Annotated in this window: 18 protein-coding genes and 1 pseudogene; 7 read left to right on the plus strand and 12 right to left on the minus strand. The window is 61.0% G+C overall.

Going from position 1 to position 20,806, the window contains the following annotated elements; all coding sequences use genetic code 11:
* Positions 1 to 63 precede the first annotated feature (63 nt).
* The 5 genes from C8264_RS06655 to dctP all read right to left on the minus strand — a co-directional run bounded on the left by C8264_RS06655 (position 64) and on the right by dctP (position 4,823).
* Entirely contained in the window at positions 64 to 1,230 is a 1,167-nt protein-coding gene (locus C8264_RS06655) for an ABC transporter substrate-binding protein (RefSeq protein ID WP_108460184.1), read from the minus strand.
* A gap of 280 nt (positions 1,231 to 1,510) precedes the next feature.
* Entirely contained in the window at positions 1,511 to 1,948 is a 438-nt protein-coding gene (locus tag C8264_RS06660; protein ID WP_108460185.1) for a type II 3-dehydroquinate dehydratase, read from the minus strand.
* Positions 1,945 to 3,252, minus strand: coding sequence for a TRAP transporter large permease (locus C8264_RS06665; protein WP_108460186.1), 1,308 nt, complete (start codon positions 3,250 to 3,252; stop codon positions 1,945 to 1,947). Before C8264_RS06665 ends, C8264_RS06660 begins: the two co-directional genes overlap by 4 nt.
* Positions 3,249 to 3,767, minus strand: a complete 519-nt coding sequence (locus C8264_RS06670) for a TRAP transporter small permease (RefSeq protein ID WP_108460187.1) — start codon at positions 3,765 to 3,767, stop codon at positions 3,249 to 3,251. Before C8264_RS06670 ends, C8264_RS06665 begins: the two co-directional genes overlap by 4 nt.
* 75 nt (positions 3,768 to 3,842) lie before the next feature.
* Positions 3,843 to 4,823, minus strand: a complete 981-nt coding sequence (dctP, locus tag C8264_RS06675; RefSeq protein ID WP_108460188.1) for a TRAP transporter substrate-binding protein DctP — start codon at positions 4,821 to 4,823, stop codon at positions 3,843 to 3,845.
* 245 nt (positions 4,824 to 5,068) lie between these two features.
* Between dctP and C8264_RS06680 the strand changes: the two genes are divergently transcribed.
* Positions 5,069 to 5,758, plus strand: a complete 690-nt coding sequence (locus C8264_RS06680; protein ID WP_108460189.1) for a GntR family transcriptional regulator — start codon at positions 5,069 to 5,071, stop codon at positions 5,756 to 5,758.
* Between the two features lie 12 nt (positions 5,759 to 5,770).
* Here the strand turns inward: C8264_RS06680 and C8264_RS06685 are convergent, their stop codons facing one another.
* On the minus strand, positions 5,771 to 6,700 hold the full coding sequence (locus C8264_RS06685) for a shikimate dehydrogenase (RefSeq protein ID WP_342748684.1): 930 nt from the start codon (positions 6,698 to 6,700) through the stop codon (positions 5,771 to 5,773).
* 147 nt (positions 6,701 to 6,847) lie between these two features.
* Between C8264_RS06685 and C8264_RS06690 the strand changes: the two genes are divergently transcribed.
* Both C8264_RS06690 and C8264_RS06695 read left to right on the plus strand, forming a co-directional pair.
* Entirely contained in the window at positions 6,848 to 7,534 is a 687-nt protein-coding gene (locus tag C8264_RS06690) for a TetR/AcrR family transcriptional regulator (RefSeq protein ID WP_108460191.1), read from the plus strand.
* 294 nt (positions 7,535 to 7,828) lie between these two features.
* Complete coding sequence (locus C8264_RS06695; protein ID WP_108460192.1) at positions 7,829 to 9,721, plus strand: bifunctional sugar phosphate isomerase/epimerase/4-hydroxyphenylpyruvate dioxygenase family protein; 1,893 nt, start codon at positions 7,829 to 7,831, stop codon at positions 9,719 to 9,721.
* A gap of 10 nt (positions 9,722 to 9,731) precedes the next feature.
* On the opposite strand, the gene C8264_RS06700 is transcribed toward C8264_RS06695, so the two are convergent.
* The 6 genes and pseudogenes from C8264_RS06700 to C8264_RS06720 form a co-directional block, all read right to left on the minus strand.
* Entirely contained in the window at positions 9,732 to 10,415 is a 684-nt protein-coding gene (locus tag C8264_RS06700; protein WP_108460193.1) for a phosphoribosyltransferase, read from the minus strand.
* A 31-nt stretch (positions 10,416 to 10,446) separates the two neighbouring features.
* The gene (locus C8264_RS22480) at positions 10,447 to 10,701 is read right to left on the minus strand and encodes an alpha-glucosidase C-terminal domain-containing protein (RefSeq protein ID WP_245892967.1); all 255 of its coding nucleotides are present in this window, start codon (positions 10,699 to 10,701) and stop codon (positions 10,447 to 10,449) included.
* Between the two features lie 45 nt (positions 10,702 to 10,746).
* Positions 10,747 to 12,095: pseudogene (locus tag C8264_RS06705) on the minus strand (alpha-glucosidase); the annotation flags it as partial.
* A gap of 128 nt (positions 12,096 to 12,223) precedes the next feature.
* Positions 12,224 to 12,412, minus strand: a complete 189-nt coding sequence (locus C8264_RS06710) for a DUF3008 family protein (RefSeq protein ID WP_108460194.1) — start codon at positions 12,410 to 12,412, stop codon at positions 12,224 to 12,226.
* A 96-nt stretch (positions 12,413 to 12,508) separates the two neighbouring features.
* Positions 12,509 to 13,267 carry a sulfite exporter TauE/SafE family protein gene (locus tag C8264_RS06715; RefSeq protein ID WP_108460195.1) on the minus strand — a complete coding sequence of 253 codons (759 nt, stop codon included), beginning with the start codon at positions 13,265 to 13,267 and terminating at the stop codon, positions 12,509 to 12,511.
* Between the two features lie 73 nt (positions 13,268 to 13,340).
* Positions 13,341 to 14,348 carry a LacI family DNA-binding transcriptional regulator gene (locus C8264_RS06720; RefSeq protein ID WP_108460196.1) on the minus strand — a complete coding sequence of 336 codons (1,008 nt, stop codon included), beginning with the start codon at positions 14,346 to 14,348 and terminating at the stop codon, positions 13,341 to 13,343.
* Positions 14,349 to 14,521: 173 nt separating this feature from the next.
* Between C8264_RS06720 and C8264_RS06725 the strand changes: the two genes are divergently transcribed.
* The 4 genes from C8264_RS06725 to C8264_RS06740 all read left to right on the plus strand — a co-directional run bounded on the left by C8264_RS06725 (position 14,522) and on the right by C8264_RS06740 (position 20,803).
* Positions 14,522 to 16,441 carry an ABC transporter substrate-binding protein gene (locus tag C8264_RS06725; RefSeq protein WP_108460197.1) on the plus strand — a complete coding sequence of 640 codons (1,920 nt, stop codon included), beginning with the start codon at positions 14,522 to 14,524 and terminating at the stop codon, positions 16,439 to 16,441.
* Positions 16,442 to 16,524: 83 nt separating this feature from the next.
* A complete protein-coding gene (locus C8264_RS06730; protein ID WP_108460198.1) occupies positions 16,525 to 18,633 on the plus strand; it encodes a family 10 glycosylhydrolase in 2,109 nt (702 codons plus the stop codon).
* 11 nt (positions 18,634 to 18,644) lie between these two features.
* Positions 18,645 to 19,631 carry an ABC transporter permease gene (locus C8264_RS06735; protein WP_108460199.1) on the plus strand — a complete coding sequence of 329 codons (987 nt, stop codon included), beginning with the start codon at positions 18,645 to 18,647 and terminating at the stop codon, positions 19,629 to 19,631.
* Entirely contained in the window at positions 19,631 to 20,803 is a 1,173-nt protein-coding gene (locus tag C8264_RS06740; RefSeq protein ID WP_108460200.1) for an ABC transporter permease, read from the plus strand. The genes C8264_RS06735 and C8264_RS06740 overlap by 1 nt, the downstream gene beginning before the upstream one ends.
* The last annotated feature ends 3 nt before the right edge of the window (positions 20,804 to 20,806 follow it).

Consider the following 20,806-nt stretch of genomic DNA (forward strand, 5'->3'; position numbering starts at 1 on the left):
AGCCCGAGGACAGCACGGGGTTTGCGGCGGCACAGGCGCAGAAATGCCTGCGCCTGCATACCCCTACGGCGCTTTCCAGCCTGGATCGCCCTGGTTTTCGAAGGTCTGGATTTCGCGGTTTATATACTGCCCATCCTCCTGGGCGACTTCGCGCAGGTAGATATTTTGCGTCAGGTGGCGGTTTTCGGGGTTGATGGAGACCGGGCCGCGCGGGCTGACCCAGGACAGGCCCTTGACGGCTTCGACGGCCGCGGCGGCGTCCTGGTTGCCGCCGGTGGCTTCGATCATCTTGGAGATGACATACATGCCGTCATAAGCGCCGACGGCGGGGAAGCTCAGTTCCGAAGCGCTGCCGATGGCCTTGGAGGCGGCTTCAACGAACACTTCGTTTTCGGGCGAGTCGTGGCTGACGGCATAGTGGAATGTGGTGAGCAGGCCCACGGCGTTGTCGCCAAGAGCGGCCAGATCGGGCTCCTGGGTCAGGTCGCCCGGCGCCAGCAGCGTTACGCCGGCATCCTTGAGGCCGTTTTCGACATAGGCCTGAACAAAGCCGAGAGTGGCGGGACCGGCTGGCAGGAAGGCGAACACGGCTTCGGCGCCCGAATCCTTGATGCGCTGCATCATGGGGCTGAAATCATTGGTGTTCATGGGCATGCGGACCGATTCCACGATCTCGCCACCGGCCTCGGTGAAGCCGGCAACGAACGCGGCTTCGGAGTCGACGCCCGGGCCGTAGTCGGACACCACGGTGATGACCTTGTCGATGCCACGCTCGCGCGCCACGGCCGCCATCGGGGTCGATGTCTGCCAGGTGGTGAAGGAGGTGCGCACCACATAAGGGCTGGCATTAACGATGGCCGAAGTGGCGGCGTTGAACACCACCATGGGCACATTGCCTTCCTCAAGGATCGGCGCGGCAGCCATGGCGTCCGGGGTATAGTAATAACCCGCCAGATATTGCACGCCCTCGCTGACGATCAGTTCCTGGGTCAGCGCGGCGGACTGAGCCGGATCGGGGGCAGGCAGATCACGGTAGACGATCTCGATGGTATCGTCGCCGATCGTGTTGCCGTTGATGGCGAGCCACGCATCGATACCGGCCTGGAAATTCTTGCCCTGCAGGGCGGCCGGGCCCGAGAATGGGCCCACAACGCCGATCTTTATGGTGTCAGCAAAGGCAACACTGCTGGTCAGGGCCAGCGTCAGGCTCGCAAGAAGCAGCTTTGACATGTTTTCTGTTCTCCCTCAGCGGCCATGATGCCGCTGCTCCCCGGATCTCGCATCCGTATCGGCGCATAGTGATGACTCGTTGGCCGGGATGGAAATGAATTCGTTGGGAGTTTACATAACCTCCGGGTAATTGATTACAGCATGTCGCGGTCAGGCGGCGTACGGCTTGAGCCGGGAGGGTGAACCCCTCACCGCCGCCTCGCGCCGGTCTCTACCTCAGGTGCGAGTTGGGTTGTGGATAGCCCGCTGGCATAGCGAAGGGCGAATGGGCCGGAGCTTGTTAGCTCCGGCTTTCGATCATGTTCAGGAGGGCGGCGATGCCCGTCGCATACCCCGTGGCGCCTAGGCCCGCCATGACGGCGTCGGCGCGCATGGAGACATAGGAGCGGTGGTAGATCGCTTCGCGCCGGTGCACGTTGGAGATGTGGAATTCGATGACCGGGCCCTCGAACATCTTGAGGGCGTCGAGCAGCGCGATCGAAGTGAAGGTGAAGGCGGCGGGATTGATGAGAATCCCTGCCCCTTCGTCGATTGCCTCATGAACCCAGTCGATCAGTTTTTCTTCGCTGTTGGTCTGGTGGAACACGACCGGTCGGTCGCCGGCGGCGCTGCGGCAGATCTGCTCTACCTCGGCCAGGGTCGTGGTGCCATAGATGGCCGGTTCGCGCTTGCCCAGGCGGTTGAGATTGGGGCCGTTCAAAACATAGATGGGCTTCATAGCGCGGCTCCATAGCCAAACATTTTGGGCAGCCACAACACCGTTTCGGGCACGAAGGTGAAGAGGATCAGCGCCAGAACCAGACCGAAGAGGAAGGGCATGACATCGCCCACGATGGCCCGCATCGGGGCACCGGAGATGCGCGTCATGATGAAGAGCAGCATGCCATAGGGCGGAGTTATCAGACCGAGCATGATATTGACCACGACGACGACGCCGAAATGCACCAGGTCGATGCCAAGCGCCTGAGCGGTCGGAATCAGCACCGGAACGATGACCAGCAGGATGGTGGTGCCTTCCAGCAGGCAGCCAAGCACCAGCAGCAGGATATTGACCGCCAGGAGGAAGGTGATCGGGTTGAGATCCCAGGCCAGAAGCAGGGCGCTCAGGCTGTTGGGGATGTTTTCGACGGTCACGACATAGTTGAACACCAGGGCACCGGCGATCAGCATGCCGATGGAGGCCGTGGTCTTGGCGCTGGTCAACAGTGCTTCATAGAGCGCTGGCAGGCTGACGCTGCGATAGACGACGACGGAAATCACCAGCGCATAGAAGGCTGCGACCGCGGCCGCCTCGGTGGGCGTGGTGATGCCGCCATAGATGCCGTACATCAGGACGATCGGCATGAAGAGAACCGGCAGCGCATGCCAGGTCATTTTTGGCAGCTCGCGCAGGGGCGTCGGCTTTTCGACCGGGAAGTTCCGGGTGCGGGCCGTAATGCCAACCTGGATCATCATGAAGCCCGCCATCAGCAGGCCGGGAACAACGCCGGCCAGGAACAGATATCCGATGGAGGCATCGGCAATCAGCGCATAGAGCACCATCGGGATCGACGGCGGGATGATGGGGCCGATAACGGCGGTAGCAGCGGTCAGCGCAGCCGCGAAGCTGGGCGTGTACTTGTTATCCTGCGTCATCATGTGCTGCATCATCTTGCCGGAGCCCGCGGCGTCGGCGATGGCCGAGCCGGACATGCCGGCAAAGACAATGGATTGGAGGATATTGACCTGGGCAAGACCGCCACGAAAGCGCCCCACCACCGCGTCGCACCAGCGCAGCAGGCGCTCGGAAAGCGTGCCGGAATTCATGATCTCGGCGGCCAGGATGAACAGCGGCACGGCCAACATGATGTAGTTGGAATACATGCCGTTTAGGAACTGCTCGGCAACGATGCCCATGTCCTGCCCGCGCATCAGCAAATAGAGCACGGAGGCGCAGATCATCGAGAGGCCCATGGGCAGGCCGAACACCGACAGGATGATAATCAGCCCGAGGGCGAGGGTGAAAGCGAGGGAAAGGTTCATACGCCGGAACTTGCCTTGGTGGGATCGAAGGCCTCCGGCGTCTTGCCCCAGATGGCCTGGTAGCCGAGCCAGAATTGTCGAACGATCGCTGCCACCGCAAAGATGGCGTAGATGGAATAGAGCCAGTCGAACCGGATCTTGAGATAGGCGGTCTTTTCGACCTTCATGAAGGTGACGTAGTCAACTACCGCCGGCAGCGAGATGGAGAAAAAGAAGATCAGGGCGATGGCCGTGACCACCACGAGTGCCCGCCGCCAGCGGTCGCTCACCGAAGCATAGAGGATATCGAAACGGATTTCCTCGCTGTCCCGAACCACGAACGCCGTGCCGAACAACACCATCCAGAGCCACATGATGACGCTGATTTCATGCGTCCAGCCTATCGGCAGGTTGAGCACGTAGCGGAACACGATCTGCAAGATGAACACGCTGAACATCACGCCGAGCATGGCTGCAAGAACGTTTTCGGCGCGGGCATGCAGCCACGCCCCAAGGGCGGCAAGTCGAGGCTTCATCGGGCGGCTCCGGGGCGGAGAATTTGCCGGGGTGGTGGCACCGGTTGGACCGGCTCCACCACATTCCGAAAGAGACTAGAGCGCGTTGATCTTGTCGACTACGCCTTCGGGCCAATCCTTGGCCAGATCGGAGTCCAGATACATCTGCTGGGCGTAGGTGCGGAAGGCGTCCAGATCGGGCTCATAGATCTTGAGGCCGGCGCCTTCGAATTGGGTCAAGAGTTCTGCTTCACGATCCAGATGCGCCTGCTGGCTGAAGTCGATGGCGGCGGTGGCAGCAGCCTGCACCTTTTCCTGCTGCTCGGGCGTCATCGCGTTGAAGGTTTCGCTCGAAATCACCAGCAGGTCATAACCAACCAGGTGCGAGGTGAGGACGATCTGGTCCATCACTTCATAGAACTTCATGTTTTCCACGTTGGGCAGCGGGTTGTCCTGCCCGTCGATGGCGCCGGTTTGCAGGCCGGTGTAGACCTCGGCATAGGCCATCGGCGTCGGGTTGGCGCCTAGAGCCGTGCCCAGGAACTGCCATGCGTCACCGCCGGGCATGCGCAGCTTGATGCCAGCCATATCCTCGGGAGTCTTGATCTCCTTGTCGATACGCAAGCCAACCTGACGTGCGCCAAAATAGGTCGGCCCAAGGATGTGAACACCCAACTGGTCCTCGGCCATCTGCTTGAATTCGGTGCCGAGATCGCTGTCGAAGAAGGTACGCAGATGCGCCGCATCACGGAACAGATAGGCCGAGGTCAGCGCCGACCATGCCGGAATCTGGTTGGAGATATCCTGCGGGGCGATGTTCCCCATTTCGAGGTTGCCGCGCTGCAGCGCCACCAATTCGGTGCCCTGCTTAAACAGATTGCCGCCGTAGTACGGCTCAAGCGTGAACTCGTCGGCGATCTGGCCGGCGAACAGATCCATCATCTCGGCGCGGATGTCCTGTTCCGAGAACACGGCGGAAAACCGCAGCACCGGCTTATCTTGGGCCATGGTGGGCATGGCGGCCGCCAGCATCAAGCCGCCGAGCAGCACCGCGCGGCGCGTAAAACCAAATCGCATTGTAATCCTCCCAATGTCGCCTGCGGGGCAGGCATCCTCATTAGACGCGCAGCTGATTGCTGCCGTTTTCCGTCTTGCGCCACAATGTACGAAACAGTTCGTTCAAGTCAATGACCGTTTCGGATTGAGTGCAGAATAGCGGCTCATTCAAAAATCGTCATGCGTTTTTATTTTCCTCAGACACTTTTGTGTAGCTTTGACGTTTCGGGTGCCCTTTGGTACAAGGCGCAAAGCGGAGACGAAAATTGAGCGAAGACAAACCGACGGTCGATGAGGGCGTGGCAGAGCTGGCGTTCCGCCGCATCCGGGACGACATCATTGCCGGCGCGTTGCCGCCGCGCAAAAAGCTCAAACTAGACACGCTCAAGACGCGGTACGGCGCAAGCGTCAGTACCTTGCGCGAGATCCTCAACCGCCTGGCCAGCGAGAATCTCGTGGTTGCCGAGGGACAGCGCGGCTTCGAGGTGACGCCCGCCACTGCTGACAATCTGCGGGAAGTCGCCGATCTACGCCTGCTGCTCGAGAGCCACGCGCTGCGGCTGTCACTGGCGGCGGGCGACCTCGACTGGGAGGGAAAGGTGGTGGCCGCCCACCATAAGCTGTCTGTCGTAGAGGGTCAGTTGCTGAGTGGGGAGATCGAACGCACCGCACAATGGGTGCGCTACGATTTCGCTTTCCACAACGCGTTGATTTCGGCCTGCGGCTCGCGGACGCTGCTGAATCTGCATGCGTCGGTATTCGACCGTTTTATCCGTTACCACATGTTGGCCGAGAGTTTTCGGGGCGACGCGGTGACGCACGACCACAAGGCGCTGTTCGAATTGGCCATGCAGCGCGATATCGAGGGCAGCGTGAGCAGGCTGACCAGCCACATCAGGAGTGGCGTGGACCATGTAATTGGCACCGGGCGGATCGAGGAGAAGCGGGGCCGGTAGCAGGAGCCGGGACTACTGAGCGGCAGCACTAGCCTCAATTGCCGCCTGGAAGGTTGCGGCCATCGCTCCGGTGTCCGCCTTGCGCGCGGAAAACAATTCGAAAGCCCGCACCGCTTGATAAACGGCCATGCCGCCGCCGGGCAGGACGGGACACCCCCTGCCCCGCGCCAGCTGGATCAGTTCGGTCTCGAGCGGGAAGTAGACGACATCGGCCACCCAGTGACGTGATTCGAGCAGTTCGGTGGCAAGGGGTAGACCGGGTATCTTGGTCATGCCGACCGGAGTGGCATTGACGATGCCATCGGCCAATGGTGCTTCCGCTGCCAGCTCGGTTACCACCTCGACCTCGGCGTAGAGCAGCCGGTGCAGGCGAGCGGCGAGCGCCACGGCCCGCTCTGGATCAGTATCGTAAATGGCGAGGTGTTTGACCCCGCACTGCAACAATGCCTGCGATACGGCCGCACCCGCGCCGCCGGAGCCCAGCTGCAGCACGCGGCCACGGGCGACGTCCGGCAGCCCCTGGCGGAAGCTCTCGGAGAAGCCCCAGCAATCGGTATTGTGGCCAACGGTCCGCGCGCCATTCAGCACCACGGTGTTGACGGCGCCGATCGCGGCGGCATCGGGCGCCAGATCGTCCAGCAGGGGCAGCACGGCCTGCTTAAAGGGGTAAGTCACGTTGAGACCGGCAAAGCCAAGCTCGCGCGCCTCGGCCAGAATGGCAGGCAGGTGAGCATCCTCGAGGCCGAGCCGATCGAAGTCGATCAAATGGTAGCGGTAATCGAGACCCTGCCGGGCACCCTCCCGCTCGTGCATTAGTGGCGATAACGAGGAGGCTATGCCCCGGCCGACCAAGCCGATGGTGATGCCCTCAGGCGGCGGCAGCTGGTTGTGCAGAACGCTGGTGCGGAGCCGTTGCCCCGGCAGGTTGCTGGCGATGTGCACCTTCAGCTCTCCCATCCGCATACCGCGAAAAACGGTAGCGGCCTTGTCTTTCCCTCGCGGCACCCGGTAAATGCTGCAAGGCGATTTGCGGCAAAATGTACGAACTGGTTAGTTTAGTCAATTGCCGCCGGGGAAGGCTGCGACGGCATGGTCACTTCAGTTTCATCAACACGGCCCGGTGCACGCGAGGGTGCCTCCCGTACGCAGGACCCGGAAGGAACCAGGCAGAACATTATCGAAGTGGCGGCGCAGGAATTTGCGCTGAACGGGCTTTCCGGCGCGCGCATCGACGAAATTGCGGCGAAGACCCGCGCGTCCAAGCGGATGATTTATTATTATTTCGGCAGCAAGGAGGGCCTTTATGTCAGCGCTCTCGAAAATGCCTATAGGCAGGTGCGCGAGGGCGAAGCCAAGCTCGACATCGAGGGCCTGCCGCCGCGCGAAGCGTTGCAGCGGCTGGTTGAATTCACGTTCGACCATCATCACCAGCATGAGGAATTCATCCGCATGGTGATGATCGAGAACATCCACCATGCCGAATTTCTCGAAAGATCCAGCGTTGTGCGCGATCTCAATGTCACAGCTATCGCCAATATCGAGGCTATCTATGCCAAGGGGCTGGCTGAAGGACTGTTCCGGCCGGGGCTGGACCCGCTGGAAATCCATTGGCAGATCAGCGCCCTGTGTTTTTTCAACGTTTCCAATCGAGCTACCTTTTCCAAAATCTTTGGCAAGGATGTGGGTAGTGCGGCGTATCAGGAGTCGTTGCGGCGGCAGACGGTAGATATGGTGCAGCGGTTCATGGTGCGGGCGGATCGGCTGAGTGATGATTGAGGGGTGTTCCCTGCCCCGCCAGGTGCATTCCTGGGGAAAGAATTAGGTGGAGGGTGAAGGTTTCTCGGCTTGAGCCGTGGCGCTGAACCCCTCACCCGGCGCTTCGCGCCGACCTCTCCCCTCAGGGGCGAGGTGAGTGGTGCATGGTCGTGTCACCTGGAGAGTCCTGCCTTAGGGGGAACAGAAGGACCATTGCGGAGCTCGGACGGAGCCCCCTTTCTCCGCCCTCACAGCCTCGCTTGCAAATGTACTAACTAGTTCGTACTCTTTGATGCAACATGGGAGGGGAGCACCGTGAGGACATCGATAGCGACCGTTTCGATCAGCGGCGATCTGCGGGAGAAGCTGGAGGCCATTGCGGCGGCAGGCTTTGATGGCGTTGAAATTTTCGAGAACGATTTCCTGGCCTATGACCGTTCGCCCCGCGACGTGGCGCGCATGGTGGCGGATCTCGGCCTCACCATCACTCTGTTCCAGCCGTTCCGTGATTTTGAGGGCCTGCCCGAGCCACAGCGCAGTCAGGCGTTCGAGCGAGCGGAGCGCAAGTTCGACCTGATGGCCGAATTGGGAACCGATCTGATGCTGGTCTGCTCCAATGTGTCGCCGCTGGCACTGGGGGGAATCGATCGGGCTGCCGACGATCTGCGCGCACTCGGCGAGCGTGCGGCGCGGCACGGTTTGCGTGTCGGCTATGAAGCCCTGGCGTGGGGGCGCCATGTGAACGACCATCGAGATGCCTGGGAGATCGTGCGGCGTGCCGATCATGCGAATATCGGGATCATTCTCGATAGCTTCCACACCTTGTCACGCGGGCTCGATCCGAACTCGATCCGGTCAATACCGGGCGACAAGATCTTCATCGTGCAACTTGCCGATGCGCCACTGATCGATATGGATCTGCTCTATTGGAGCCGGCATTTCCGCAGCATGCCGGGAGAAGGCGATCTGGCGGTAACCGACTTCATGCGGGCGGTCGCGGCAACGGGCTATGACGGGCCGATTTCACTGGAAATCTTCAACGACCAGTTCCGCAGCGGCTCGCCGCGTACCATCGCGGCGGATGGTCATCGCTCGCTGGTTTACCTGATGGACCAGGTGCGCATCGCGGAGCCCGATATCGCGATCGATGTGCCTGTACTGCCGCCGCGCGTGGACGTGCAGGGGGTCGCGTTCGTGGAGTTTGCGGCCGATGAAGCGGAGGCGGAGACGCTGGCCGGCCATCTGCGGCAACTCGGTTTCCGGCTCACCGGCCGGCATCGCAGCAAGGCGGTGGACCGCTTCAGCCAGGGCGATATCAACATCGTCATCAATACCGAGCGCGAGGGGCTGGCGCACTCGGCGTATCTTACTCATGGCACGTCGGCCTATGCGCTGGGGCTGATGGTGGATGATGCCGCCGCGACCGTGCAACGCGCGGGGGCGCTGGGGGCCCAGCTCTTCAGCCAGCGCGTGGGGCCCGACCAGCTCAGTATTCCCGCGGTGCGGGGCATTGGCGGCGGGGTTATCTACTTTCTGGACGAAAAGAGCCCGCTGGGACGGGTCTGGGATATCGAATTCGAGGTGGTGGACGATCCCCAGCAGAGGAGTGACGCCGGACTGCGGCGCGTGGATCATGTCGCCCAGACCATGAACTACGAGGAGATGCTGACCTGGATCCTGTTCTACCGCTCGATATTCGTGGCGGAGAAGAGCCCCATGGTCGATGTCGTCGACCCATCCGGGCTGGTGCGCAGCCAAGTGATCGAAAATGCCTCTGGGTCCTTGCGGCTGACGCTCAATGGCGCCGAAAGCCACCGCACGCTCGCGGGCCGCTTCATTGCGGAAACCTTCGGCTCGAGCATCCAGCACCTGGCATTTGCGAGTGACGATATCTTCGCCACCGCTGATGCGCTGCGCCGCAATGGCATGAAGACGCTCGAGATTTCACCCAATTACTATGACGATTTGCAGGCCCGGCTTGGCATCGAGGCCGATATGCTGGACCGGCTGCGCGCCGCCAACATTCTCTATGACCGGGATGCGGAAGGCGAATTCTTCCAGCTTTATTCCACCAACGTGGGCGAAGGATTTTTCTTCGAGATCGTGCAACGTGGCGCCGGATATCGCGGCTATGGCGCGCTGAATGCGCCTTTCCGCATCGCAGCGCAAAAGCGTGCGCTGGCACCGTTGAGCGTGCCGGAGGTTTGAACCAGGGCGCTCAGAGCGGAGGCGGTGTCTTCGCCGAGGTCGGCCGGGCGGTTTCGAGCAAGTGTTTCACCTGCTCGTCGGTGGTCTGGCTGAAATCGGCGTAGTGCAGGCCAACAGCCTGGAAATGCTTGGGCGCATAGAGGCAAAGGACTTCATCGGCATATTGGGCCAGCTCATCGATCTTGTCGCTGGGGCCGACCGGCACGGCGAAGATGATGCGGGCGGCACCCGATTGGCGGATACCCAGCAAGGCGGCCTTGGCACTGCCGCCCGTTGCCACGCCATCATCGATAACGATTACCGTTCGTCCAGCCAGTTCCGCTGGCGGCCGCTGCCCCAAATACGCCTCACGCCGGCGTTCGACCTCGGCAAATTGCCTGTCGGTTTCCGCCCAAACATAGTCCGGAGACGGCCGGACGCTATCCATCGCATCCTGATTCAGCACCACTTGCGGGTGGGCGCCACCGACGACAGCCCCGATTCCATATTCGGGAGCGTTCGGCGCTCCGATCTTGCGCACGATCAGTAAATCCATTTCGGCCCCGAGCGCGCGGGCGACTTCAAAGGCCACGGGTACGCCACCGCGGGGCAGCGCCAAAACGATGGGGTTATCAAGCGCCTTGCCGACCAGCGCTTCGGCAAGCATGCGGCCCGCATCGTGTCGGTCGATGAAATACTGGGTATCGGTGTGCATGCCTCACCTGTGTAGCTGTATCGCCAAAGTCTCAGCGCTTGGCGCCGAGAACCGCGAAGGCTTCGTATGGCTTGAGCTGCAATGTGGCGCCAAGCCGTTCAAAGGGTCGATAATTGTAGCTGATGCACTGGCCGGCCAGGTGCAGTTCCTCGGGAAGTTCCAGAGTGCCTTCCTTGGCGCTGAAATTGGCAATGACGAGGAGCCGTTGGTCGCCCAAAGTCCTTGTGTAGATAAAGAATTGCGGGTCCTGATCCAGATAGCTCTGGTAGCGGCCGTAGACGATCACGGGGTGCTGCTTGCGAAGCTGGATCAGCGCCCGGTAGTGGTTGAGGATGGATGAGCTATCCGACAGGCTGGCATCGACATTGATGTGCCGGAAATTCGGATTGACCTCGATCCAGGAATGCCGGTGGTGAAGCCGGCATGCTCGGCGTCAGTCCACTGTATCGGGGTGCGGGCGTTGTCCCGGCCATTCGCATTGGCACCGGCGATGAAGTCGTCTGGCGATAGCCCCGCTTCGAGATGAAGGCGGTGCATGTTGAGGGTCTCGACGTCCTTGTATTGCTCGATGGTGGTGAAAGGCACATTGGTCATGCCGATCTCCTCACCCTGATAGACATAGGGCGTGCCCTTGAGCAGGTGGAGTACGGTCGCGAGCATCTTCGCAGATTCCGTGTGATAGCCGGAAATATCGCCATATTTCGAGACGGCCCGCGGCAGATCGTGATTGCCCCAGAACAGCGAATTCCAGCCATCGTCGGCCAAGGCCAGCTGCCACTTGCCCAGCACTTTCTTCAGCGCCACGAGGTCAAAGTCCCGAGGCCGCCACTTGCCATGCTCAGGATCCCACGCCTGGGTGACGTGTTCAAATTGAAAGACCATGGAAAGCTCGTTCCGGTTGCGCCCGGAATAGCGCAAGGCCGAACTCGGCGTGGCACTCCACGCTTCGCCCACGGTCAGCACGTCCCGCCCGCCATACGTCTTGTCGTGCATTTCCTGGAGGTAGCGGTGCAAGTACGGGCCTTCGGCAGTGATGCCGCGATCAGGTTCCTTGCCGATCAGGTCGATGACGTCCATGCGGAAGCCGGCGATGCCGCGGTCGAGCCACCAGTTCATCATCTCGTAGACTTGCGCGCGCAATTCCGGATTTTCCCAGTTAAGATCGGGCTGGCGGCGGGTGAACTGGTGGAAATAATACTGACCGGTCGACTCGTGGAAGCTCCATGCGGAACCACCAAAAATTGAAGGGATGTCGTTGGGCACGCCGCCGCCTGGCGCCGCATCCCGCCAGATGTAAAAGTCGCGATAGCGGCTGTCCCGTCCGGTGCAAGCGTCGAGAAACCAAGGATGTTCGTCGGAGGAGTGGTTGACCACAAGGTCAAGGATAATGCCGATGCCGCGCGCTTTGGCTTCTGCCACTAAATGATCGAAATCAGCCAGAGTGCCGAATTCCGGCGCAACTTCGCGGTAATCGGAGATGTCGTAGCCGTTGTCGTCCATCGGCGATTTGAAGATGGGCGAGAGCCAGATGGCGCTGACCCCCAGATCGGCGAGGTAATCGAGCCGATGGATGATGCCGGGCAAGTCCCCGATGCCGTCACCATTGCTGTCGGAGAAGCTTCGTGGGTAGACCTGGTAGATGGTGGCGGTGTGCCACCAGGGGTTCTTTGCCTCACTCATCGACAAGCGCTCCGAAAAAGTCCGAGGTGGGCAGCGCCGCACAGCGCAGTTCGACGCGAAACGGAGCGAGACCTGCTCCGTTTCGATGTTTCCACTCACACGAGCGTTCCGAATTGCAGAGTACGCGCTCAAGATTTGGAAGCGTGTTCGGGTTTGCCCTTGCGCTTGGTCGAGGCCATGTCGTGCAGCTCTTTTTCGCTCATCGACTTGTACATCGATTTCGACGCACCCTGCAGATCGCCGACCTTGGTGTCGCCGTGCTTGGCCGACAGGGCAGCCCCGGCGGCCTTCTGCTGCGCTTTGGATTTTGCAGGCATTTCGTCCTCCTGTGATGGTGGAGTTAATCCCATCCGCTGCCGGGGAGTTCCCGTTGCGACGCTTTGGGCACGGTGCAGTGCCGGTTTACGACCGCTTCAGCTGCCGAAATTTAGCCCGAGTTGGGTGAAATTATAAATGGCGAGGGCGATCACTACGACGGCCACGATGCCGGTCAGCAGCTTTTGCGGCAGCACACGGGCAAGGAAGCCCGCAAATGGCGCGGCAATCGCGCCGCCGATGATCAGGCCCAACACGATGTGACCATAGTTGGCGAGATCGAGCTGAGTGATGAAGGTGATCGATATGGCCAGTGTTACAAAGAACTCCGATGCACTGACCGACCCGATGGAACTGCGAGGCTCATCCCCCTGAGCGATGAGCGTCGAGGTTACCATGGGTCCCCAACCGCCGCCGCCCAGGGCGTCGAGAAAGCCGCCGGCAACGCCTATCGGGATCAAGCGCCCGGCCCGTCTGCGCCGTTGCCGTTGCCTAAACAGGCGCCACAGGATCAGGAGTGCCATGGCCGCAAGATAGACGACCACGAAAATCTTGACCGGCGTTTCAGGAAGGTCGGTGAGCAGATAGGCCCCAATGACGCCGCCGACGATGCCTGCCGGCAGCAGCCGCTTGAACACCGACCAATCGACGTTCTTGTTCCAGACGTGAGAGCCCGCAGCGAGGCCCGTCGTCACCATCTCGGCGGCATGGACGCTCGCACTGGCGATTGCCGGAGGCGCTCCCGCAGCAAGCAGTGCCGAGGTCGATATCAGCCCATAGGCCATCCCCAGAGCGCCATCGATGAGCTGGGCGATGAAGCCAAGGACGATATAGATCGCCAGACTGCCAAGATCCATTTTGGGTACTCTGTGGGCGGCACTGGAACGGCAGCGCGGGCGTCAGGGTTCCAGGCGAGGCCAATGGGCAGTCCTAACCGGCAGCTGTGAGCTTGGGTCCATCATCGGGAGCCGGGCCGGTCGAGTCGCGAACGACCAGGTGCGAGGCGAACATCATGCGCACGGCGAAGTCGGGCGCGATACGCGCGGTGATTCGATCATCGAGAATGCGCACCAGGCCGCTGCCGATCTGGCGGCCGTGAACCTTGACTGTGGTGAGTTGGGGGGAAATCTGGGTCGCCGCTGAATAATCGCCAAAACCGATCACCGAAACCTGTTCGGGAATGCGATAGCCCAGGCGCAGGAGTTCGGAGACGACGGTGAGCGCCATGCCGTCATGGGCACAAAAGAACGCCGTGGGGAAAAAGCCGCTCTCGTGCACCTCCTTGAGGTGTTCGGTGAAGCGCATTTCCGCCTGGAATTTCATCTCGCGGAAGACAACGTCGTCATGGCGTTCAAGCACCTCCCGCAATCCATAGAAGCGCTCGATACGCCCGCGATAGCCCGGCGTTCCCTGGACGTAGACGATCTTGCGGTGACCCAGGCCAAGCAGGAAGTCCGCAACTGCAGAGCCGGCCTCGTGGTCCGTGCCCGACACGATGTCATAGGGGTCCAGCGGGTCCATCCATGTATTGCGCACAACGGGCACGCCGAGGGCCATGATGGCCTGCATGCTCCCATGCGGATGGGGGCCGACCAGGGCCACGCCGTTGCACCCGCGCGCGAAGGCCACCACCGCGTCGGCCTCATGAGCCCAGCACATGCGCACCTGATAGCCGCAGCGCTGCGCCTCCGTCTGGAAGCCGCTTTGGATCAGCAGGTGCAACTCGGAATTGATCAGGTCGGTGTCATGGAACACCACGCCCAGCACCAAGCTGGTGACTTCCGGCGCGGCGCGCGCATAGCCGAGTTCCGCCGCCACGTCGAGCACACGCTTGCGGGTTTCCTCGCTCACGCCATCCTTGCCAGAGAGGGAACGCGAAACGGCGAACTTTGATAAACCTGTTTGCCTGGCAATCGTCGATAGCGTCACGCGTGACATTTTTTACCCTCGGGACGCCCAACCGCTTACTGCAGCGCCGGTTTCCCAGCAAGCAGAGCTAACGTAGTCCACAGATCCACATCAATATCAACATAACGCTTTACCTAACGAAATACGAGTCGCAAGCTCACCTCAGCTAACAACGTCGCAGGCGGTTAGCAGGAGGAGATCAAATGGAAAGTATCAGCCGCAGGGCTTTTATCGTCGCCAGTTCAGCCTTTGCAGGCGCGCTGGCCATGCCAACCTGGCTTCAGGCTCAGGAGTCAGCCTTTCTCAAATCGCAGGTCGACGCGGGTGAGCTGCCCCCTGTCGCAGACAGGTTACCTACCAATCCGCTGGTGATCACGCCTCTGGAGCGTCCTGGGCAGCAGGGCGGCGACTGGAACCATGCGCTGGTGGGCGGCGGCTCGCTTTCGATGCTGGTGCGCTATCAGGGTTATGAGCCGTTGGTCCGATTCGATCCCGAGTGGTCGGGCCTGGTGGAAAACGCCGCCGAATCCTGGTCGGTCAATCCGGAAGCCACCGAATACACCTTCACCCTGCGCAAGGGCCACAAATGGTCCGATGGACATCCCTTCACCACGGCCGACGTTCAGTTCTGGTACGACGCCTACTTCATGGATGAGGAGACCTCGCTGGGCGGCAATGCCTGGTGGCGGGTCGATGGCGAGCCGGCCAAGCTCGAAGTCGTGGACGAGCAGACCTTCAAGGTCATCTTCCCCGGCCCCAACGGCTTCTTTGTGCAGCAGCTCGCTTGGGCCCAGCAGGACCAGATGACCCGCACGCCCAAGCACTATCTCGAGCAGTTCCATCTCCGCTACAATCCCGAGGCCGAGGCCCTTGCCAAGGCGGAGGGCCTTGAAAGCTGGATCGCCCTGTTCCAGCGCGAGATCGGCATGCTGGATGACAACACGTTCTTCCAGAACGGCAACCGTCCAACGCTCAATGCCTGGCTGTTCGAGAGCGCACCCGGCTCAAGCACCGAGCAGGCAATCGCCACGCGCAACCCCTACTATTTCAAGGTTGATACCGAGGGCACCCAACTTCCCTATTTCGATCGCATCGTCTACCAGATGGTGGCCGACCCAGAAGTGCTGCTGCTCAAGACGCTGCAGGGCGAAATCGACATCATGGACCAATATATCGCCACCCCGGCCAACAAGCCGGTGCTGTTCGATGGGCAGGAATCCGGGGATTATCACTTCTATACCCTCAAGGAGACGGCGGCCAACGTGATGGCCTTCCAGCTCAATCTGAACCATGAGGATCCGGCCAAGAACGAGCTGTTCAACACCATCGAGTTCCGGCAGGCGCTCTCCCTTTCGATCGATCGGCAGGCACTGATCGATGCGGTGTTCGTGGGCCAGGGCTCGCCGGCCCAGCCTTCAATGCGGGAAGATGATCCGCTCTACAATGAGCAATTGGCCAAGCAATTCACCGAGTACGACCCGGCCAAGGCCAACGAGATGCTCGACGCGATCATCCCCGACAAGGATGGCGAAGGCTATCGCTTGGATTCCGAGGGCCGTCGCGTTTCGATCATCTTCGAGATCGACCAGACGCGCACCACCTTCCTCGACATGTTCGAACTGGCCATTCCCATGTTCCAGGCTGTCGGTATCGATGCGCAGATGCGCACCATGGACCGCTCTCTCTGGGAAGAACGTGTGCGCCGCGGCCGTGCATATGACGCAACCGCGCACCAGTTCGGCGCCAACTCCGGCATCGCGGCGATGCTCGACGCCCGCTTCTACGTGCCGATCAACAACAACTGCTTCTATGCACCCGGCTGGTCGCTTTACTACACCCAGCCCGACAACGAAGCAGCCATCGAGCCACCAGAGGCAGTAAAGGCGCAGCAGGATCTTTATCGCACGCTGGTCGCCACAGCCGAACCGGCCAAGCAGAACGAGTTGATGGCGCAGGTGCTGCAGAACGCGGCCGATCTGTTCTTCACCTTCGGCGTGAGTCTGCCAGCCGATGGCTATGGCATCGTCAAGAACGATGTCGTCAACCTGCCGGAGACCATGCCGAACTCGTTTGGCTGGCCAACGCCCGGCCCAGCGCGACCCGAGCAGTTCTTCAAGGCCTGATCGGCGCTTCCATCATCAATCGCCACGCCGGTTCTTCCCAGGACCGGCGAGGGCTCTCCCTTACCCTTTATCCGGGACCAGACATGCTCGACTCCAAGGCGCAATCCACCGACCACCTTCGTACACCCGACTGGTACAAGTCGGCCACGCGCTGGACCCAGCTGACCCTGGCCGAGGACGATCCCGTCAAGTACGACCCGGCGGTATGGTTCGACATATTCAAGCGGACACGCTCTAATGCCACCTGCATCAGCGCGGGCGGTTATGTCGCCTATTATCCGTCCAAGGTGCCGCTACACTACGTTTCCAAATTCATCGGCGACAGCGATCCATTTGGTGACCTCGTAGCCGGCGCCCGCAAGCTCGGCATGCATGTGATGGCGCGCGTCGACCCCCACGCCATCCACCAGGATGCCGCCGATGCGCATCCCGAATGGATCGCCGTCGACAAGCAGGGCAACAAGCGCCGCCACTGGGCCTTCCCGGAAGTTTGGATCACCTGCGCTTATTCGGACTACAACTTCAAGTTCATGCCCGAAGTGCTCAAGGAGATCACCGCCAACTACGACATCGACGCCATTTTTGCCAACCGCTGGCAGGGCCATGGTGTGTGCTATTGCGATAGCTGCAAGACCAATTTCCGTGCTGCGTCCGGTCACGAATTGCCGATGGACGAGAGCTTGGACAACCCTGCATGGCTCGCCTGGACGGCGTGGCGCCGCGGTGTGCTGAGCCGACTGGTCGTGGAATGGGACGAGGTGATGAAGGTGATCAAGCCGCACACCAGCTTCATTCCCAACATGGGCTCGGTGTCGCTGACCGAATTCGATCTCGACATCATCGAGCGCTATTGCCCATTCCTGTGCGTCGACGACCAAGGTCGTCGTGGCACTGAGCCGGTGTGGATGAGTGGCCGCAACGGCAAGCGCATGCGCGCCACATTCCGTGAGCGGCCCGCCATTCTCATCACCTCTATCGGGCCGGAAGAAGAATATCGCTGGAAGGACTCGGTCACCTCTGGTGCCGAAATCCAGGCATGGATCGACGATGGCACCACGCAGGGATTGCTGCCCTGGTTCACCAAATTCAACGGCGTTGTGCCCGATACCCGCTGGATTGAGCCTGTCGCCGACAGTTTCGGGCTGCATGCCGATCTTGAACCGATCCTGAGCCGCATGACGCCAACGGCGGAGATCGCGATCCTTGATCCTGCGACCACCCTTCGCCACCATGGGCAGGGGAGCAAGCGCCAGGCGGAGGCCGATGATCTGGGTTTCTATATGGCTCTGGTCGAAGCCAAGATTCCCTTCGAAATGGCCTCCGACCAAGCCATGTCGGCGGCGCAGCTCGATCGCTTTAAGGTCATCATCCTTGCGAACTCCACCTGCCTTTCCGACGAGCAAATCACGGCTCTGGAAGAGTATGTAGCACGCGGCGGTTCGGTGGTTGCGGCGCACGAGACTTCCACCCGCACGGCGGACAACAAACCGCGCAACGCCATTGCCCTGGGCAAGCTGCTGGGCGTGACCATGACCAAGCCCGCGCGCGGTCCGGTCAAGAACACCTATGTCGCGATCAACGGATCGCACCCGATCTCGGAAGGTTTTGACGGCGCCAACCGTATCATGGGTGGCACCAGGCTTCTGGCGGTGGATACGATTGCCGACGCCGTCCAGCCTTTCCTGTTTGTGCCTGATTTCCCCGACCTGCCGATGGAGGAAGTCTATCCACGCGAAGAACCGAAGGGGGCCGCTGTCGTCACGCGCGAGCATGCCTCGGGCGGGCGGACTGTCTACATTCCCTGGAATATCGGGGGCATCCTTTGGGAGGTGCTGGCGGCCGACCATTCCCGCCTGATCGGCAATGTAGTGCGCTGGGCTTTGAGCAAGCGCCCGGATGTGGAGATCAGGGGACGCTCGGTGCTCGATCTTTGTGTGCGTGAAGACGCAAGCGGGCTTGCGATCATCCTCAACAATCTCTCCAATCCCATGATGATGAAGGGGCCGATCCGCGAGGTCTATCCCGTTGGCCGGCAGGAGGTTTCCATCGCTATTCCGCAAGGCAAGCAGTTCGGTCAGGCCGAATTGCTGGTAGGCGGCGGCGCGGTGGAGAGCACTGTTGCCGACGGCCGCGTGAACGTGGTGGTGCCGTCCATCGACACGATCGAAGTCATACACGTCACCTGGGCTTAGGCGAGTTTGTCATGCTGAACTACGTGATCAAGCGGCTGATCTACATGATCCCGACACTGTTCGGCATGTCGCTTATCGCCTTCATGATCATCCAGTTGCCGCCGGGCGACTACGTTACCTCGATGCTGGCCACCATGGCCGACAGCGGGCAAAACGTCGATCCGGAGCAGTTGGAAGCGCTGCGCCGCAGCTATGGCTTCGATGATCCGATCTGGTTGCAATATTGGAAGTGGATCACCGGCATCCTGTTCCGCGGAGACTTCGGCTATTCCTTCGAATGGAACCGGCCGGTGGCCGATTTGATCTGGGAGCGCATGGGTTCCACTCTTGCCCTTTCGCTGGCCTCACTGCTGTTCGTCTGGGCGGTGTCGCTGCCCATCGGCATCTATTCGGCCATGCGCCGCCATTCGGTGGGGGACTACGGCTTTACGTTGCTGGGCTTCATTGGCCTCGCCATTCCCAATTTCATCATGGCGCTTACGCTGATGTATTTCAGCTACCGCTATTTCGGCCAAAGCGTGGGCGGGCTGTTCTCGCCTGAATATGTCGAGGCACCCTGGAGCTGGGGCAAATTCGTGGACCTGCTGGCGCACCTCTGGATCCCGATCATCGTCATCGGCACCAATGGCACCGCGGCGCTCATCCGCATCCTGCGCGCCAATCTCACGGATGAACTGAGCAAACCCTATGTCATCACGGCCAAGGCGAAGGGCCTGCCCGAATATCGAGCCGTGGTGAAGTATCCGGTCCGCATCGCGCTCAACCCGTTCGTCTCAGCCATCGGCTGGGTGCTGCCCGAACTCATCTCCGGCGTGACCATCACGGCCATCGTCCTCAACCTGCCCACGGCCGGCCCGCTGCTGCTGCGGGCGCTGATCAGCCAGGACATGTATCTGGCGGGCAGCTTCATCCTCCTCATGGGCGTGCTGACGCTGGTCGGCATGCTGATTTCGGACATCCTCTTGGCCCTTCTCGACCCCCGGATCAGGTTCAACTGATGCTAGAGCACACTTTTATCGACGAAGCGCCCGAAGCAGGACCCGCGGTCTCTGCCCTCAAGGCCGGCAAGCCGGTGCAAACCGCGGTGGCCGGGCCCTGGCAGTTGATGTGGGCCAAGTTTTCTCGCAACAAGGTGGCGCTCGTTGCAGGCGTTATCATCCTGATGCTTTTTCTGGTTGGTATATTTGCCGAATTTCTGGCCCCTGCCCTGCCCGAGACGGCCCGGCCACAGTTCACCAACGCTCCGCCGCAGGAACTGCGGCTCTTCACGACCGACGCCGAGGGCAATCGACACTTCCAGTTGCACGTCACCGGCTACACCATGACGGTTGACCAGGCTTCATTGCGCAGATCCTACGCGATCGATGACAGCCAGGTCGTGCCTGTCGGCTTTTTCGTCAGAGGTGCGCCCTACAAGCTGTGGGGCCAGTTTCCGTCCGACATCCATCTCATCGGCCCGCTCAGCCCGAACGACACCATGTACCTGATGGGCACCGACAAATTGGGCCGCGACCTGTTCAGCCGCCTTATCCACGGCACTCGCATTTCCATGTCTATCGGATTGATCGGGGTCACCATCAGCCTTTTGCTCGGCGTGGTGCTGGGTTCCATCTCCGGCTTTTATGGCGGCTGGGTCGACCTGGTTGTGCAACGCGTCATCGAGGTCATTTCCTCGATGCCTACCATTCCGCTCTGGCTGGGACTGGCAGCGGCTATCCCGCTCACCTGGTCACCCCTGACGGTTTATTTCGTCATTACCCTCATCGTCTCGCTGTTCGGCTGGACAGGATTGGCGCGCGAAGTGCGTGGCCGGTTCTTTGCCCTACGCAGCGAAGACTTCGTTACTGCCGCGAGGCTGGACGGGTCGAGCGAGCGCCGGCTGATTTTCCGGCATATTCTCCCCTCCCTCACCAGTCACATCCTCGCGGTGGTGACCCTGGCGCTTCCGACGATGATCGTCGCCGAGACAGCCCTGAGCTTCCTTGGCATCGGCCTCAAGGCACCGGTGGTTTCCTGGGGTGTGCTGCTGCAGGACGCGCAGAATGTGCGCACTATCGCGAACGCGCCGTGGCTGCTGATCTGGCCCTCGGCGGCCGTGGTGTTGACGGTGCTTGCCTATAACTTCCTCGGCGACGGCCTGCGCGACGCCGCCGACCCCTATGAAAGCTGACGC

Source organism: Devosia naphthalenivorans, assembly GCF_003056355.1.
GTDB lineage: Bacteria > Pseudomonadota > Alphaproteobacteria > Rhizobiales > Devosiaceae > Devosia > Devosia naphthalenivorans.